Source organism: Humiphilus diazotrophicus (genome assembly GCF_059726315.1).
Window position 1 is genome coordinate 393,159 of record NZ_AP040869.1, and the last position, 16,378, is coordinate 409,536.

The window sequence follows — 16,378 nt, forward strand, 5'->3', positions numbered from 1 at the left end:
CGTGCATCTGATGGACCATCAATGGGAGAGGAAGAACACTCGATGCGTCAGGATCTAACGTGGGAACACGAATCGTCATCGAAAGCGAAATTCTTGATGCTGACTATTTTCTCAGCGGCATCAAGGCTGGACCGGGTTGCGATGGGAATGCTGCGGGCTGCTCTTGTACTTGTTCTCGTTTGGACAGGCGGTCTGAAGTTTGTGAATTACGAGGCTGACAGTATTGTTCCCCTCGTAGCAAACAGCCCTCTGATGAGGTTTCTCTATCACCAACCGTCAGAGTATCGGCTCCACATGAATAAGGAAGGGGAGCTGAACCTGCAGCATCGTGCCTGGCATGAAGAGAATGGCACCTATTTGTTCTCACACGTTTTGGGAATCGTCATTGTGTCGATCGGAATCTTGATTGCGCTTTATCCGCTTCAACCAGAACTGTCCGCACTTGGCAGCTTCTTGTTAATCGTGATGTCCTGCACGACGCTCTCATTCTTGATCACTACTCCTGAAGCGTGGGTACCCGCCATTGGAGATGCAGAGCACGGATTTCCTTATCTATCCGGAGCGGGCCGGCTGATCGTAAAGGATTGCATCATGCTGGCGGCGGCAATGGTGACGCTGGCTGATTCCGCCAAGGCGCCATTACGCAGACGCTAGAGAATTGTTCTTCGCGTCAGGCAGAGAGCCTTTCTCACATACCATTCACAACCAGCTCGCCTTTCCAAAGGATTAAAGATGCACTCTACGCTTATCGTCGCTGCGGTCCTGATCAGCACGAGTCTCAACTCAAGAGCTTTGGCGCAGAGCGCCAGGGACATTCGCGGAGCATCGCCGTTGGTCGCGATTGAGAACGAGCCGGCACCTCGCCTGATCGTCGACCAGCCAATTCCGGAAGCGTTAGCCGCGGGGCGCGTTTACATCCAATACCGGGCAGAAAACCTCAGAATTGTGCCTGTATTTGGCAAGGCCGCCGTCAGCGTGTCTCCTCGCATTGGCCATGTCCATATCACCGTTGATCATGCTCCATGGCACTTCGTCGACGCAAGCGGGGAAACGATCATTCTTGTGGGACTGGTGCCTGGCCCGCACTCGATTCTGATTGAACTTGCCGATCCCGCCCACAAAGTAATCGCGAACAAAACTATCGAATTCAATGTCCCCGAGGTTCACAATTCAACCTCCACCGCCAAATGAACAGCTTACAAAAACATTCACCGCATCTTCACCTGAATATGAGTAGTCAAATGGCATCTGCAACATCGAAAGATTTTGATCAGTACGTGTATTCCATGCGCGAAGGTTATAACGAACCTCAACTTCACGAAGCGTTCCAACGCACGGTGCCGCTTCGAACTATCGTGATCTATTGCTATGATCCACGTGCTGCAGCCATCCCAAAGGCGCTAACCGCCATTTGGCCCGATGAAGTCTATCCAGGTGAGTTGATTCTCGACTCAGCCGGAAATAAAGTGGGTTCAACAACAACCATCTTTCCGATCGTCGTCGCGGGAGGCCGCGCCGTTGATGCGCTTCGATCGATCTCGATCGGGCAACATCTATTTGGAGTTCAGAATATTGTGGTTGTGCACCACACGAATTGCGGAACAACAAGTTTACCGCGGACGGTCTGATCGAGGCATTCAAAGCTGAACAAGGGGTGAACCTCGCGGAGGTCTATGAAAAGGAGATCCTAGCTATTCACAATTTTCATTCGTCATTAAAGCATGATGTTGATTTGCTGCGAGCATCGCCGGGAATCCCGAAGAACGTAAAGATCGTTGGATTTGTCTTTAACATCGACACGGACGAATTCACCCAATTGATAGAGGATCGTACTTTGTAATAAGAACCAGCCTCACGGGGACCTTAGACGCGGCTCCAGATAGCGACCTCGCCCGAACGATTAGAAGAAGATTTCTGTTGAGCCGTGAGTTCGATCAGAGATAATCTCATCATTACTCACATTCCGTCCCACGCACAACAAATGGTTGCAAATGCCTTGCAAGGCGAGGAGAAGACTATCCCGTGCTTCGGGTCATCAATATTTTTGCATAACCCTGGACTCTGGGAGTGTTCCCTTCCAATAGGGAACCCGTAACCTAAAGGCCATTCTGACTAACTCTGCCACGGAGCCGGCAAGCATTTTGTGCATCATCTTGCTTCGGTGAATTTGGAACGTCACTTCTGAAATTCCGAGCACTGATGCAGCCTGTTTATTGAGTAGACCACCCACAACAAGTGGGACAACCTCTCGCTCCCTGGGCGTCAAGAGAGAAAAGCGTTGTTCAAGCTTAGCCAATTCCGCCTTCCTGAGCCGTCCTCTTCTGTCCTGAACGAAAGCCTCGGCCACTGCCTCAACCAGTACCGATTCGTTTACCGGCTTCGCGAGAACATGGATAGCTCCCGCCTTCATTGCAAATACTGTGGTGGCTATGTCGGGCTGATCGGTAAGAAAGATGATGGAAGGACTCATCTCCTGCGCAATCTTTCGCTGCAGATCAAGACCGCTGTTATTCGGCAATTGCATATCAATGATGAGGCAGCTTGCTTCTTGCGGCTTTCCATGTTCGAGATATTCTGCGGCCGATTTGAAACAGACAACAGTTCTGCCAGCTGACCTCAAGAATGCAGAAAGTGCTTCGAGCACCGATAAATCGTCATCGATGAGGTAGGCGGTGTTCCATGCGAAGTCGCCGCAGCATTCGTTGGTGGCGATTTGAAAGTCCTGCTTCACGTTAAAATGGGAACACCTAACCATATTGGCTTCGTGGTGAGTGGATTGCATTGAAGGCCAACTTTCGGGACGAGTTGGAGAGTGATGCCTCTGAGCTCGTACCTGGGGAAGTTTTGGTGGTCTTTCGATGGGAACTAGCTCTTCGTATGAAGCATCCTAGCCAAGCGCGCAAATCTTGAAAACATAAGAAACCGCAGTGCGGCTCCTGCCTTTATCTCCAGTCAAACGACCACACTTGAGTTCATGGCGATTTGAGCCTCAGTGCAAAAGGGAGCGGAGCGCCTGCTTAGGATGCAATGCCTTTTCCTGAACGGAAAAGACGATGCCATAGGTGCGTGAGCCATCGAGGCAGCACAGAAGATGCGTTTTGGAAGATGACTCCGCCCGGCACGGTAAGCGTAAGCTCGACGACCGAACCGGACGACGCTGTCACATCGAACGAAGCGCCAAATCGTTCTGCGCGCCGCCGCATCTGATCGATGTCGAGATGCTCGCCCTCGCCTGTTTTCGTGACTGGCGATCCAAGTGAGCGGTCGCTCGATCTGACCCGCAGGCAGAAAGTCCACCCATAGGTCAACTCAATGTCCACACGGCCAACATCTCGACGCAGGCAGGTATTACGAATGACCTCACAGCCAAGGCGGTACACCTCGTCGCGCACCAACGGATGCATGTCTCGGTGCGCTCCGGTCACCAACAATGCAAATTCCGTTGAACGATGAGAGAGGCATTCTTCGGCCACCCTTCCGAAGCTGGAAGCTAAATCGTTTCCATCGTAACCGGCAATACCTAAAGAATTTAGCGCCGCCTGTCCTTCGCCGGTCGCCTGCCCAAGCCAATTTGACAGCCGCTCCATCGCCTCACGCATGCGAGCCATGTCTGTGGAGGGGTCGAGGGCGTCATCAGCAATCAGCTTGCTGGCTTCAATGGTTTGAAGCAATGAATCATTCCGGTCTCTGGTAATACTGGCGCGCTCGGCCAAACGACTATGAAAAAGAGTTGTGAGCTGCGCTTCGATCTGCCTTACACGCAAACGGTGGATCAGATATGCGAAAAGGAGCACGACGCCGCTATAAAGGAGGCAAGGCCATATCGAAGTGCCCCAAGGGAAAGACTCTTTGAAGAGTGAGGTAGATACGAACTCGCTCCCGGTCGGAAAACGCAGGAGAGGAGTTTTCCGAAAGTCTACATCGGCAGCAGCGAGGGCGATGATAAACCACATCGAGTTGCAGGAACCCATTCCCGATCCAGTCATGTGACTCCGTCTTCGGGCCAAGCTCCATGCTTTTCACTGCGATGTCCAGGGTCCGTTACTGGAGCAAGAATTCGTAGACGCTAGCGCATTTTCCGAAAAGATGTAGATCGAAGCAATAGAAGTTGGCGCGGCTTTCCGTCAAAGAAAGCCGCTCTTCACCTATCGCGGAAAGTTCACAGTATTTCGGGAAATGCTTTAGGGTCACGATTCAAGCATCTCTCAACTCTATCGCTGCGGGTCGGTCCGAGAAACATAGAATTTCTCAGTTGGATAACTGTAGTTTTCTGTAGGCTGAAATCTGAACTCAGATCTGGAGGATGCCGCGGCGCAGCGCAATCGTCACCGCATGGGTGCGATCATTCGCCTGGAGCTTTTCGACAATATTCTTAATGTGGAAATTGACGGTTGTCTCTGATATTTGCAGTTCGTCGGCGATCTGCTTGTTACGATGGCCGTCCCGGATGAGTCGCAGGACCTGTAACTCTCTATTCGAGAGAGATTCGTCGCCAAAATGCTCAGCTAGACGTGAGGCTACTTCGGGCGGAATATGGCGCCGGCCCTGATGTACAGACCGAATCACGGCTAACAAGTCGTCCCTGGGCATGCTCTTCAATACATAGGCCGCTGCACCCGCTCTTAGCGCCTGCTGTATTTCGGCGTCACCATCCGAAGTGGTCAGCATAATCACACGAGCTTTTGGAAAGTCACCACGTATAGCGATAAGAGCATCGGTGCCATTGCGTCCGGGTAACCTAAGATCCATCAGGGTAACGTCCGGTCGATGGATCTGAAACTGTTCGATCGCTTCCTGAGCATTAGCCGCCAGGGCAACCACCACCATGTCCGGCTTGGAGCCAATGATCGTTGCCAATCCTTCGCGGAAGAGCGGATGATCGTCGACGATCAGGATGCGAATCGATGTGTCTGGCACCAAAAGCGGACTCCGTTCTGCCTTTCGCCAATTGTAGCCAAGTGCAGGAATCGCTGCATGTAAAAACTCGGATTGCAAAGGGCTGAGGACCGCTGAATCCTGCTGATTCGGTCTATCCTTTCTTTCAGGCTAAAACTTCGCCGTTTCCGCCTCGGGAGAGCTTTACTATCAGGGGTGGGAGCCCAGCTTCCTTGAAATGCGAGAAAATCCCGAAGGTCCAATGAAATGCAGGGGAATTCTCCTCCAAACCGCTTCGTTCTGTGTTGGGCGCTCGTCGCCCTTCTCTCGCTGATTTGTCCAACATCGCCTGCGGAGAACCAGCCCGCAGGCGGGAATGATCACAGTGTGCCCATACATAGTGTGACGACCGTAAAAGTCCACACCAAGACAGTCAGATTGCCCTTGGTTGATGGCGCGGATATCAGATTTCATCAGATTCAGAGCGTGAATGGCTTATCGCAGACCAGGGCCGGGGCTACCGTACAGGATCGACTGGGGTTTCTTTGGTTTGGGACGCAGTACGGGCTAGATCGGTTCGACGGTTACAGGTTCAAAGTATTCCGGCATGAGCCAGGGCGACCAAACAGTCTGAGCGGCGTGTATGTCCGAAGCCTTTTTATCGACCATTCCGGCACTCTTTGGGTTGGCTGTGATCAATCGCTCGACAAATTCGACCCGACCACGGAAACATTCACGCACTTTCGAATAAGCCAGCAAGACACGGATGAGAATGACGGTCCAGCGCTTCACATTAGCGAAGACCGGTCCGGTAAGTTATGGTTGTCGACCGCCAAGGGACTATTCATGCTTGATCCGGCCGACGGGCACACAACCCGGTATACGCATGATCCGAACAATCCCTCTAGCCTCAGCGGTAATGACACAACCTTCTCCGACGAAGACCGGCAGGGGACATTTTGGGTCGCGACAGATGGGGGGCTCGACGCATTCGATCGAACTACGGGGAAGGTGACGTCACATATTTCCTTGGACGGCCACATTGTGTCCATGTTCCATGAAGATAAGTTTGGTACATTCTGGATCATCAATACTTCGCCTCAGTGCCCGTTGGGGGTGCTGGATCGCAAGGACTACACGCTCACCTGCTTTTCTATCTACGACGGGCCACAGCAGACAACGACAATTGCAGGAATCTACTCGTTACTCGAATCACGTGACGGCAGAATGTGGATGGCCACAGCGGGTGCCGGTTTGCTGGGCTATGATCGTGAACACAACATCCTCACCCGTTACAGAAATCATCCTGAGGATAGCGAGAGCCTGGGCGCCGACAGTGTCACTTATCTATATGAGGATGCGGAAGACAACATCTGGGTAGACCTGCATCAAATGGAGCCGTATTTCTTTTCTGAGCGACGGCCGGTGTTCGAAAACTTTACTCGGCCAAGGGGAAGTTTGCGCGGTTCTCTTGTAACATCCATTTACGAGGATCGACAGAAAACACTCTGGATTGGATCCACGGGCGCGCTAAACCGAATCGATCGAATAAAAGGTACGAATTCAGTACCTCCAGAAGTGGGCGTAAAGGGGGAGATACTCTCAATTCTCGAGGATAGGTCAGGAACACTCGTGGCCGGCACTTTCCGGCAGGGACTTCTGCGATTAAATCCAGCCACTGGAGAGGCCTCGCCATATCTCCGCAGTCGCGGTGCTCTCTCGAACCAAAGCGACAACCCGATCATACGAATCTTTATCGACCACGCTGGTACACTTTGGGCCGCGACTTGGGGAGGTCTCAGACGATTCAATTCAACAAATGGGGAATTCACGACTTACAAACCCAATCCACAGGACACAGTAGCCTATTCCGATATCAAAGAGGACGCCAGCGGCGCATTGTGGCTCGGAGGAGAATCGGGGCTTCAGCGGTTCGACCCTATGACGGGGCAATTTACTATTTACAAACATAATCCCGACGATCCCCATTCGGTAAGCGATCACCGCGTAACATCTGTGCTTTTCGATCATTCTGGTGGAATGTGGCTTGGGACTCAAAACGGTTTCGATAAGTTTGATCCACGGTCGGGCACCGCCAGGGTCTTCTACGAGAAGGATGGTCTCGCCGGAAACGTTGTAAGTTGCATCCTTGAGGATGAGCGCGGAACCCTGTGGATGGGAACCAATAATGGACTTTCCAACTTTGATCCCCGCACGGAGAAGTTCAGCAATTACTCAGTGGCCGATGGACTTCCTGGACCAGACCTCTCGGGCTGGTCTACCTGCTTTAAGAGTTCTGCTGGTGAGTTGTTCTTTGGCGGCTTCAGTGGGGCTACTGCCTTCTACCCCAAAAACATCTCGGCTAGTTCCTTTATCCCCAAAATAGTTCTGACCGACTTGCAGTTGTCGGGAACTTCAGCTCCGATTGGGTCCGGCTCGCCGCTCAGGGAATCCATCGTTTATGCCAAGTCAATCACACTTTCTCACCGGCAGAACATCTTCGCCATTGCGTTCTCAGCGCTCAGCTATTTCAATCCGGCGACGAACCGATATCGGTACAAATTGGAAGGGTTGGATGACCGATGGCATGAGGTAGGGAGCGACCAGAGAATTGCAAGCTACACGACCTTGCCTACCGGGAAGTACACATTTCGAGTAGAGGGAGCCACGAGCAGAGGTGCCTGGAGCGAGTCGGGCGCTACCTTAGACATCGAGATACTTCCTCCGTGGTGGGCCACGTGGTGGTTCAGGACAAGCTATGTCACCCTAATCGCGTCGTTGATCCTGATCGCGTATCTCTATCGCCTGCAGCAAATAGCTCAGCGATTCAACATTCGCCTGGAAGAGCGTGTCAGCGAGCGAACGCGATTAGCCGGCGAACTTCATGACACCCTTTTGCAAACGATTCAATCCAGCAAAATGCTTGCGGATGATGCGTTGGATGAGTCGACAGATCTTTCTGGCATGCGACTGGCAATGAAGAGGTTGTCGAACTGGCTTGGCCAAGCAACGGAAGAGGGACGCGCAGCGCTAGATTCCCTGCGTAACGCGAAAGCTCAGACAAATGACATGTTGGAGGCGCTCCAGAGATTGGCGCAGGAATTTGAGGCTCGTGGTCCGATACAGGTCCGGTTCGAAGTGCTAGGTGAAATTAAAGGGCTGCATCCTCTTCTCAGTGGAGAGATCTATCGCATTGCTTGCGAGGCAATGCGCAACGCCTTCTTGCATTCTGCGGGCAGTCGCATTGATGTGGAACTATGTTATACCAAGGATTTTATTTTGCGGATAAGTGACAACGGCAGAGGTATTTCCCGGGGCATTGTCGAGGAAGGCAAAGCCGGGCACTTCGGGATACGAGGAATGAAGGAGAGAGCATCGAGGATCGGAGGAGAATTTAGTCTTGTCACGTCCGCAGCATCCGGAACTCAGATCACGGTAAGGATTCCGGGCAGCCTCATTTTCAAAAAGCCGGAACCCATTATGATCACGCGGCTCGAAAAGTTGCGCGCACTGTTTCGCAGGCCCCAACGTTAAACATCCCGAACAGGTATGCTCTAGTCGCGTTCTTCGTAGCTTGCTTCGTGCTTCTCTTTGCTGCTTTTTTGTAACCATCTCGCGCTCCAATGGCGTCATGTTGACTACCGGGTGCCGAGCTGAAGCGTAGACTGCAACTGGAGAAAGCTTCGACCCGACAGGCGACACCAACGAAATACTGAGAATCGGAATGCATCAGCAAGGGCAGATGCGTTTATGAGCATTCCGGAAGTCACGCGACAGATTACTTATTCAACTCAACGCACTGCGATAACAGGTCTGCCAATGGTCAATCCCCAGGCTCTTAACTCGTGGGCGGCTCTCACCGCTTCCTCTTATGGTGAGCCGCAGGAACTGACGGCGACGCGGTTTTTGTTTGCCTCCAGGCAGAGTCCGAGGCACGCGTGACTATCCGAGCGTTACGACGCACCGCTTGTGGTGGATGACCATAGATTCGGAGAAACGCCCGGCGCATCCTTTCAGGATCGCTAAATCCGACCTGCTCGGCGATTGCTTCGACCGGCTCGCTAGTCGCTTCGACAAGCGAATGGGCGACTTCGGCCCGGATTCGCTCAACCGCTTTGGATGGGGTCTCGCCGGTCTCTGCCTTGAAGGTTCGCCCAAACTGACGAACGCTCAGGTGTGCAACCCCGGCCAACTCTTCCATGGACAGGCTGTTCGAGAGATTGTCTCGGATGTATCCGATGATGTGTTGCATTCTCTCTGTTTCGGGAAACATATCTGCCAAAGCTGAGAACTGTGTCTGTCCACCTGGGCGCCGGTGATAGATCACGAGGTCTTGGGCGACAGCCTTTGAAAGCGATACCCCGTGATCCTCTTGGATGAGCGCAAGCGCTAAGTCCATCCCCGCCGTGATCCCTGCCGAGGTCCAAGTATTGCCGTCTTTCACGAAAATCGCGTCTCCGTTAACCTTCGTGAGCGGAAATTCTTTGGCTAAACGGTGTGCATATCGCCAATGAGTGGTCGCACGCTTTCCGGCTAACAGGCCCGCTTGAGCAAGCAGAAAAGCTCCCGTGCACACGCTTGCAATTCTTCGTGATCGCTTCGATTGGGCGCGCAGGGATTGGATGATCGAAGGATCGAACTCATTTGGCAAGGTACCCCCAACCACGATGAGCGTGTCCAGGTGCCGCTTCCCAATCCGCAGCGTTTCTATGCCAAGACCCAAACCATTCTGGATAGTGCCCCCCTCGACCGAGAGGATTTCAAATTGATATAGCTTCTCGCCGGAGAGAATGTTGGCCGCCTGAAAGGCACACAAGGGCCCCGACAGATCGAGCATCTGGTGGCCGAGGTAAACCAGGAATCCAATGCGCCTAGACATATGTAACCACCACTGAATCAGGAACGAGTATTCCGGCGCCGAGAATACTCGTTTTGCCTAAAGACCTATATGACATAAATCCCTCATATCACGCCATGCTGTAAAGGGCGTTTGCAACTTCTTCTTTCGCTATCAGTTTAACCGATTGCATGGCTTAATTCGAGGTTTATATGTCCTTTGCGCCAAGCACTTCACGCTCCATAATTTGTTCAGGAAATCAAGCCGAGACAAGCGCAGACAAGATTGAGCGTTGAACGATCGGCATGATCAGTCACGAAGCAGAGAAAGGAACAGAAGATGAGACTTAAGAACAAATCGGCGTTGGTCACTGGCGGCACGAGTGGCATCGGTCTCGCAACCGCGAAGCTCTTTATTGCGGAAGGTGCCAGGGTGGCGGTCACAGGACGCGATGAGGCCGTCTTTGAGCGAGTGAAGGCCGAGCTTGGTGGGAACGCGCTCGTTCTCAAGGGAGACGTACGTTCGATTAAGGACATGCGGGTGATTGCGTCTACCGTGAAAGAGACGTTTGGCGGCCTCGATGTAGTGTTCGCTAACGCAGGTCGAGCCTTTCCGTCCGCACTCAACGATATCGACGAAGATCTCTATAACGGGATCATGGATATCAACATCAAGGGCGTGGTGTTCACTCTCCAGGCGGCATTGCCTTACTTACGAGAGGGTTCGTCTGTCATCCTCAATACCTCGTTTATCGCACAGACCGGCAAGCATGGCCTCTCATTGACCGCAGCCGCGAAGGCCGCAGTACGATCTCTTGCTCGCAGTTGGTCCTACGAGTTTCTCAGCCGCAAGATCCGCTTTAACGCAATTGCTCCCGGCGCGATGGACACGCCCCTGACTAGCAAGTGGGGCCTGTCCGACGAGGATCTTCGCAACCTCAAGGTGGAACTCGCAAAATCGATTCCTGTGGGCCACATGGGCAAGGCTGAGGACATTGCTTACGCGGCACTCTATCTCGCCAGCGACGAATCCTCCTACGTCGTTGGCACCGAACTTGTCGTCGATGGCGGCGCCTCACAACTTTGAGACTTCAACTCCCGATTCCAGAGCTCTCCGCGTCCGTCACATTCTTCATCGTGGAGTGCTCTTCAATATGGCCCAACTGGCTGCGCTTGCAGAGGTGGCCGAAGCACAGGAAGGAATTATCGTGACAAACGATGTCGAAAATAATGCTTCCGGCGAGCGACCGCTCGACGTAAACCAATCCCGCCGCGATGTTCTCAAATTCGGAGGCATCGCTACACTCGGCACCATCCTGGGAGGCGGAACCTTGCTTGACGGTGCCACTCCCGCTCTCGCGCAGGCGGGCAGCAGGGATATCCCTTCCCCGTCCGGCCCACTCGATATCGTCATTGCGATTTATTCCGGCGGAACGCTTCTCGATTTTGCCGGCCCCAGCGAGGTCTTTCATCGGCTGCCGAACACAACCATTCGCTTTGCGAGCCTCGATGGTGGTCCCGTGACCCTCGAATATGGCGTCGTGTTTGGCAAGACTGACCGACTAGCCGACGTAGCGAAGACGGACCTGATCCTGGTTCCGGGAGCCCCGAATATGACGGCTGCGATGAAGCCGGAGTTCCTCGCTCAGATCCGGCGTTTGGCTGATGGTGCCAAGCATGTTACGTCGGTCTGCACGGGATCGCTCGCGCTCGCGGCTGCGGGTGTTCTCAATGGTAAGCGGAGTGCCTGTCACTGGGCTCTGGTCAATAAGCTGGCTGAATACGGAGCCATCCCGGTAGCGGATCGATTCGTGGAGGACGACAATGGCAGGTTCATGAGTGGCGGCGGTGTAACCTCAGGCATCGACTTTGCGCTTCGAGTCGGCGAAAAGCTAAAGGGCCGGCAGAGTGCAGAATTGGCGCAGTTACTCATTGAATATGATCCCGCTCCGCCATTCCATTCCGGTCATCCAAGGAGTGCGCCCTCCGAGATCGTTGCAATGGTCGAAAAGGTCCTACCCGGCGCAACGAAAGGCCTCGCAAGTATCCCAGGAGTTCGCTGAAACGCTCACAGGTTTTTATCGAGGGCCACATCGCTGGCCTCGATGAAGATCGCAGGCCGACATCATAGGCTCCACCGGCCCCGTCAGGTGCAGTCCTCTCCAATTCAAGCCAAGATAGGAAATTATTCAATGCCACAGATTTGTCTTTATTCTGCTGCCCTTGCAGCCTGCATTCCGCTCTTCGCCTTTGCCATACCAGCAACTGCCGGGGGTCCCAAGCGTCCGCCCGAAGCGGCTATCAAAGCCGAGAACGCACGATGGGCGGAAGCTTTCGGGCGAGGCGACTATGAGGCGATAGGCCGCCTCTACACGGAAGATGGCGCGCTCTTGCCACCCGGGGGTGACAGAATCACAGGAGCCCGCGCGATCGCCGAATACTTCACCAAAGGCCATGCCGGATCCAAGCCTGACACCGTATCCTTCAACAATTACGAGTTCTATGGCAACGATCAGATCGTCGCGGAAGTTTCGGATGCTGAGATCCGTGATCATAGTGGAAGGCTCAAATATCGAGGTAAACAGATTCTCGTCTTCGTGAAGCTGGGCGGCATCTGGAAACTGCAACGCGACATCTGGAATGATTACCCCTCCGTAAAGTCCGACGGGCATTGAGCATCCGGCGGAAGCACCCTGGGGGCGGATCAGCTTACTGCAGACAGATTTCTCTTGACCTGGATTTTCAACTGTTGCCAACATGCCATAACCGGCCAATCGGTTCCCATTTTCATTCAGGTGGTGTGGAGTTTTCTTATCTCGGTGAGGATCTTGATGAGGCGTTTAGAGAGCCGCAAGAGCCGATTGCGAACATTCCCGTCTGGGAGTGAGCGACGGAACATCTCCATGACATGTTGCGCTGCGCCCAAGGCGTCGATGAGTCCGTCGAGGCTAGTCTGAACTGGTGCGGTAGATATTTTGGGTTGTGGCGCTAGATGCCTGGGTTTGGAGCGAGCAAGCTGGAACTCGCGTTCGAGATCGGTGAGGGCGATATCAACGTAGCGCATGGTCATACCCGGATCGACGTGGCCGAGTAATTTCATCAGGACTGGGAAGCTGACGCCGGAGCGGAGCATCTCCGTAGCATAAGTGTGTCTGAACTGATGGGGGACGATTCGAGTAGAGAGTCCGAGGGAGTGGCAGACCTGATGCAAGTAATCGCGGAGCTGAACCAGGATTGCAACTTTGCTTCCGGGCCGTGCCAGGAGCCGCCCATCGGCCGGCAACGGATCGAGGGAGCGGAAGAAGCACAAGCGGTGAACCAGATCACGGCCGAAGACGTCGATGGGAACCATGCGCTCAGTTTTGAGTTTGCCGAGGGGCACATGGATTGCCCATTGATTCGTTCCCGTGGAACGCAGACAGTCATAAGAGAGATCGACGCACTCGCCGATGCGCATGCCGGTAGAGCGAAGCAACAGGAAGACATTTCCGCCGAGATCGTTGCGGCGCATGAACTCCTGCTGGAGGAGTTGATCCTGCTCGGGGGTGAGCGGTCGTGGCAGAGTGTGAGGCGAGCGTGGGATATCCTCGCGCAGCAGTAAGTGGGCCAGTTCAGCGCGATGGCTGCTGCGAGCCAGTTCATGGAAGATGGTGCGCAGCGCGAAGAGCCGGCCGATGCAGGTTGCCGCGGCCAGGGGCGGATTCTGGGCGCGCAGGTGCGCCATCCATCCGAGGATATGAGGATCGCGGCGCAGTTGTTCGAGATGAGTAATCTTAGGGTGTTTCGTTCCCAGATAGACGAGGAAGTTGCGCACCGCGATGTCGTAGTTGCGTTTGCTGGAAGGGGTGAGTGCCGTGCACAGAGACTCGATCGCGTGCGCGAAGACCGGCGCCAGGAGATGCTGAAGCGGTGGGCGGCGCCAGCGCATCAGGAGATCCTCGGTTGAGGATGGATGCACTGCGCAGCCGCGCGAGCGTACTGAAGATAGACATCCTGCGGTGAGACCTTCACATAGTGCATAGTGGTCTCGATGTCGGCGTGCCCCATCAACTGCATCAGCGCCGGCAGACTGATGCCGGCGCGCACCATATCTGAGGCGAAGGTGTGTCGGAACCTGTGAGGGTTGGCAAGCGGAACTCCGGTGGTGCGGCGATGATGGCGGAACAGTGAACGTAATCCCGCGGGTGTCATGCGTTGGCCACGAGCAGGCCCTTTCAACACCACGAACAGTGCCGCCGAGCAAGGATCTGGCCGCTCCACGCGGAGATAGTGATCGAGCAGTTGCGTGGTTTCCGGCGCCAGAGGCAGCAAGCGTAATTTGGTTCCCTTGCCGCGGACGCGGATCTGGCCTTCGGAGAACAGCACATCATCACGGTTCAAGGCCATCACTTCGGCGGAGCGGAGCCCCTGCATCAGCATCAGGCCGACGATGGCCAAGTCGCGAGCATTTCGAAAACTTCGCCAGAAGCGTGCCACTTCATCGACAGAAAGAGGAACGATGTTGAGTTTTGGCTCACGCACTCTCAGTCTGCTCAGTTCGAATCGGGGGCGTCCCAGCCCCATCGGCCTGCGGTGCAGGAAGGGCTGATGGAAGCCGTGGGCAACCTGACATGGGGCATCGGGGAACTGATCGCGGATCGCACGATCGGCAGTTGCCGTACGGTCGTTGATAGTAGTGGCGGAAGGCGGAGGTTGAAGGCTGGACTGGAAGCGGACGTAATCGAGCAGAGTCGACTCAGCGAGGTCCGCGGCGGAGATCTCGCCAGTATGATGAACACTCTCCCACCAGCGCACGAAGTGCAACAGGCTGTGCGCGTAGCTGTAGAGAGACTTGTCTGCGAGACGGCGGACATACTCACGGTCGAGGTACCGATTGATCCACGCAACGCCTTTGCCGGTGGATTGCTCGACCACCTGAATCGGACTATGTGCGCCCGTTGAAGTTTTCTGACTGATGACGCGGAACTTCATGGCTGGGTCGCCTCCACAAGAGCCTGGAACTGGACTGCAACTCCTCCTTGAACGAAGAAGGAGTTGGGATCGTGTCCCTCAGGCAGGAGAACGCGACGGGCAGAGACACCGTGCATGACAAGGCGATGGACCAGTTGGCCTGCAGCTCGCTGGCCGCTCTGGTTCTGATCGGCATCGAAGGTGAGATAGACAGTGCGTTTGCCTTCGCACAACTGGCAGAACTGGCCTTGGTTGAGCTGTGTACCCAGGGAGCAGGTTACGTTGTGGAAACCCGCCTGTCGCAGTGCGGCATAGTCGAACAGCCCTTCTACCAAGATCACTTCGGAACAGCTGCGAACCTTCTCCCAGGCATACAGGCCGCCTTTGCTTCCGGGCAGGAAGCGATGGGAGAAGGCGGCGCCGATGCTGCGGCCGTAGAGGTTGACGATGTGTCCGTTTTGCCGCAACGGAAACACGATGCGTTGACAGAGAGCGTCCGCGCCGTGAGCGTTGATGAGGCCGATCCTTCGCAACAGATCGAACGAATGACCCTGCACTGTGAGGTAACGGCGCAATATCCCGCCCGGAGCGTAACCGATATCGAGTTCCTTGATCAGAGTTGGATCACGCACTCCGCGCCGGTGGAGATAGTCCAGCGCCTCGGGACAGCGATCCAGTTGCTGCTGATAAAACGCCGCGGCCTCCGCGAACACAGTGCTGAAATCAGCTTCCGGAGCGACCTCCGGGTCGAGGCTGGCCACGCTCTGGCGGAAGGATAAGCCGCGCGATAACTGGACGAAGCGGATCAGGTCGCCGCCCTGCCCGCAGCCGTGACAGTAGAAGACATCTTTGCGTACGTTCACATAGAACGACGGCTGAGTCTCCTTGTGGAGCGGACAGAGCCCTACATACTCGAATCGTCCTGCGGGCCGCCCTGTCCAGTTGTGCTGTCGCAGGTACTCCAGCAGCGGCGTTCGCCGCTTTAGTCTTTCGACGTCTTCCCCCACAGCGTATTTTCGCCTCCGGAGCCCAGCGTAGGAGGACCACGCCGGAGTTCCCAGGCAAGGATGGTGGGAGAATAAGTTTTTCTCAGCAGCGCATCGGACAGAGGACTCCCAGCAACGGAGCCAGCCGGGATAAGAGCGCTGTCACGTCCTCATACGAGTAAGTTGATTCCAGCCACTTACTCGCTTGCTCAGCCGTCTTGCGAAGAAAAAACGGGACCGGCTGTGACTCGTCCACATCTTCGAACCAGCGACGCACAGTAGAGGAATCGGGTACGCGGTCAGCATCCTTGAACTTCGGCGCGGCCTTCTCCCACGTACAGCGCTCCGCAAAGCGACGCAACAATGCTTGGCAGCGCGCCATCAGGCTGTAATGCGTGTAGGGCAGAGAAAATACCGGAAGAAACGTGAAGGTCATGCCGCAGCTTCTGCAGCGGCCCCGTCGAATCCTGATCCAGTCGTGATGCTCGTCGTGCGCCTGCTTGCGCCGCCGCCCATGACCAACAATCGAATCCTGTTCACAGACCGGGCATCGGCGTAAGATGAACTCGTCCGAGTCTTCGGCCCAGCAGGCAGCAAGCCGCTCCAGCGGGGCCGACACTGGGAAAAAGAGGATCGTAACCTCACACGGGTTCCGCTTCCTGCTCCGATCCGCCAAGATGCTGGCAGGAAGCGGGGCTCCGCCTCCTGAAGAAATCCAACTGAAAGAGAAT

At 54.8% G+C, this 16,378-nt stretch carries 15 protein-coding genes; 7 read left to right on the plus strand and 8 right to left on the minus strand.

Annotated features, from left to right (window positions below; translation table 11 throughout):
• Positions 1–96: 96 nt before the first annotated feature.
• The 3 genes from AC6I7T_RS01350 to AC6I7T_RS01360 all read left to right on the plus strand — a co-directional run bounded on the left by AC6I7T_RS01350 (position 97) and on the right by AC6I7T_RS01360 (position 1,628).
• A complete protein-coding gene (locus AC6I7T_RS01350) occupies positions 97–654 on the plus strand; it encodes a DUF417 family protein (RefSeq protein WP_497788338.1) in 558 nt (185 codons plus the stop codon).
• 78 nt (positions 655–732) lie between these two features.
• Complete coding sequence (locus tag AC6I7T_RS01355; RefSeq protein ID WP_497787984.1) at positions 733–1,191, plus strand: DUF6130 family protein; 459 nt, start codon at positions 733–735, stop codon at positions 1,189–1,191.
• 50 nt (positions 1,192–1,241) lie between these two features.
• Positions 1,242–1,628: a hypothetical protein gene (locus AC6I7T_RS01360; protein WP_497787985.1), complete on the plus strand. Its 387-nt coding sequence runs from the start codon at positions 1,242–1,244 to the stop codon at positions 1,626–1,628.
• Between the two features lie 407 nt (positions 1,629–2,035).
• On the opposite strand, the gene AC6I7T_RS01365 is transcribed toward AC6I7T_RS01360, so the two are convergent.
• From AC6I7T_RS01365 to AC6I7T_RS01375, 3 genes are all read right to left on the minus strand, one after another.
• On the minus strand, positions 2,036–2,755 hold the full coding sequence (locus AC6I7T_RS01365; protein WP_497787986.1) for a response regulator transcription factor: 720 nt from the start codon (positions 2,753–2,755) through the stop codon (positions 2,036–2,038).
• Between the two features lie 262 nt (positions 2,756–3,017).
• The gene (locus AC6I7T_RS01370; protein ID WP_497787987.1) at positions 3,018–3,986 is read right to left on the minus strand and encodes a sensor histidine kinase; all 969 of its coding nucleotides are present in this window, start codon (positions 3,984–3,986) and stop codon (positions 3,018–3,020) included.
• Between the two features lie 304 nt (positions 3,987–4,290).
• Positions 4,291–4,920 carry a response regulator gene (locus AC6I7T_RS01375; protein WP_497787988.1) on the minus strand — a complete coding sequence of 210 codons (630 nt, stop codon included), beginning with the start codon at positions 4,918–4,920 and terminating at the stop codon, positions 4,291–4,293.
• A 222-nt stretch (positions 4,921–5,142) separates the two neighbouring features.
• On the opposite strand from AC6I7T_RS01375, the gene AC6I7T_RS01380 reads away from it, so the two are divergent.
• Positions 5,143–8,409 carry a ligand-binding sensor domain-containing protein gene (locus AC6I7T_RS01380; RefSeq protein WP_497787990.1) on the plus strand — a complete coding sequence of 1,089 codons (3,267 nt, stop codon included), beginning with the start codon at positions 5,143–5,145 and terminating at the stop codon, positions 8,407–8,409.
• 322 nt (positions 8,410–8,731) lie between these two features.
• Here AC6I7T_RS01380 and AC6I7T_RS01385 read toward each other — a convergent pair whose 3' ends face one another.
• Positions 8,732–9,754 carry a GlxA family transcriptional regulator gene (locus AC6I7T_RS01385; RefSeq protein WP_497787992.1) on the minus strand — a complete coding sequence of 341 codons (1,023 nt, stop codon included), beginning with the start codon at positions 9,752–9,754 and terminating at the stop codon, positions 8,732–8,734.
• A gap of 297 nt (positions 9,755–10,051) precedes the next feature.
• Between AC6I7T_RS01385 and AC6I7T_RS01390 the strand changes: the two genes are divergently transcribed.
• The 3 genes from AC6I7T_RS01390 (at position 10,052) to AC6I7T_RS01400 (ending at position 12,386) form a co-directional block, all read left to right on the plus strand.
• The gene (locus AC6I7T_RS01390) at positions 10,052–10,798 is read left to right on the plus strand and encodes an SDR family oxidoreductase (protein WP_497787993.1); all 747 of its coding nucleotides are present in this window, start codon (positions 10,052–10,054) and stop codon (positions 10,796–10,798) included.
• 121 nt (positions 10,799–10,919) lie between these two features.
• A complete protein-coding gene (locus tag AC6I7T_RS01395) occupies positions 10,920–11,774 on the plus strand; it encodes a DJ-1/PfpI family protein (protein WP_497788339.1) in 855 nt (284 codons plus the stop codon).
• Positions 11,775–11,903: 129 nt separating this feature from the next.
• Positions 11,904–12,386 (plus strand): YybH family protein, encoded by a 483-nt coding sequence (locus AC6I7T_RS01400; protein WP_497787994.1) that lies wholly within the window; start codon positions 11,904–11,906, stop codon positions 12,384–12,386.
• A 116-nt stretch (positions 12,387–12,502) separates the two neighbouring features.
• On the opposite strand, the gene AC6I7T_RS01405 is transcribed toward AC6I7T_RS01400, so the two are convergent.
• The 4 genes from AC6I7T_RS01405 to AC6I7T_RS01420 all read right to left on the minus strand — a co-directional run bounded on the left by AC6I7T_RS01405 (position 12,503) and on the right by AC6I7T_RS01420 (position 16,266).
• Positions 12,503–13,669, minus strand: coding sequence for a tyrosine-type recombinase/integrase (locus AC6I7T_RS01405; protein WP_497787996.1), 1,167 nt, complete (start codon positions 13,667–13,669; stop codon positions 12,503–12,505).
• On the minus strand, positions 13,639–14,682 hold the full coding sequence (locus tag AC6I7T_RS01410) for a tyrosine-type recombinase/integrase (protein WP_497787997.1): 1,044 nt from the start codon (positions 14,680–14,682) through the stop codon (positions 13,639–13,641). Before AC6I7T_RS01410 ends, AC6I7T_RS01405 begins: the two co-directional genes overlap by 31 nt.
• Entirely contained in the window at positions 14,679–15,668 is a 990-nt protein-coding gene (locus AC6I7T_RS01415; RefSeq protein WP_497787998.1) for a CHC2 zinc finger domain-containing protein, read from the minus strand. Before AC6I7T_RS01415 ends, AC6I7T_RS01410 begins: the two co-directional genes overlap by 4 nt.
• An 82-nt stretch (positions 15,669–15,750) precedes the next feature.
• A complete protein-coding gene (locus AC6I7T_RS01420) occupies positions 15,751–16,266 on the minus strand; it encodes a DUF6431 domain-containing protein (RefSeq protein WP_497788341.1) in 516 nt (171 codons plus the stop codon).
• Positions 16,267–16,378 lie beyond the last annotated feature (112 nt).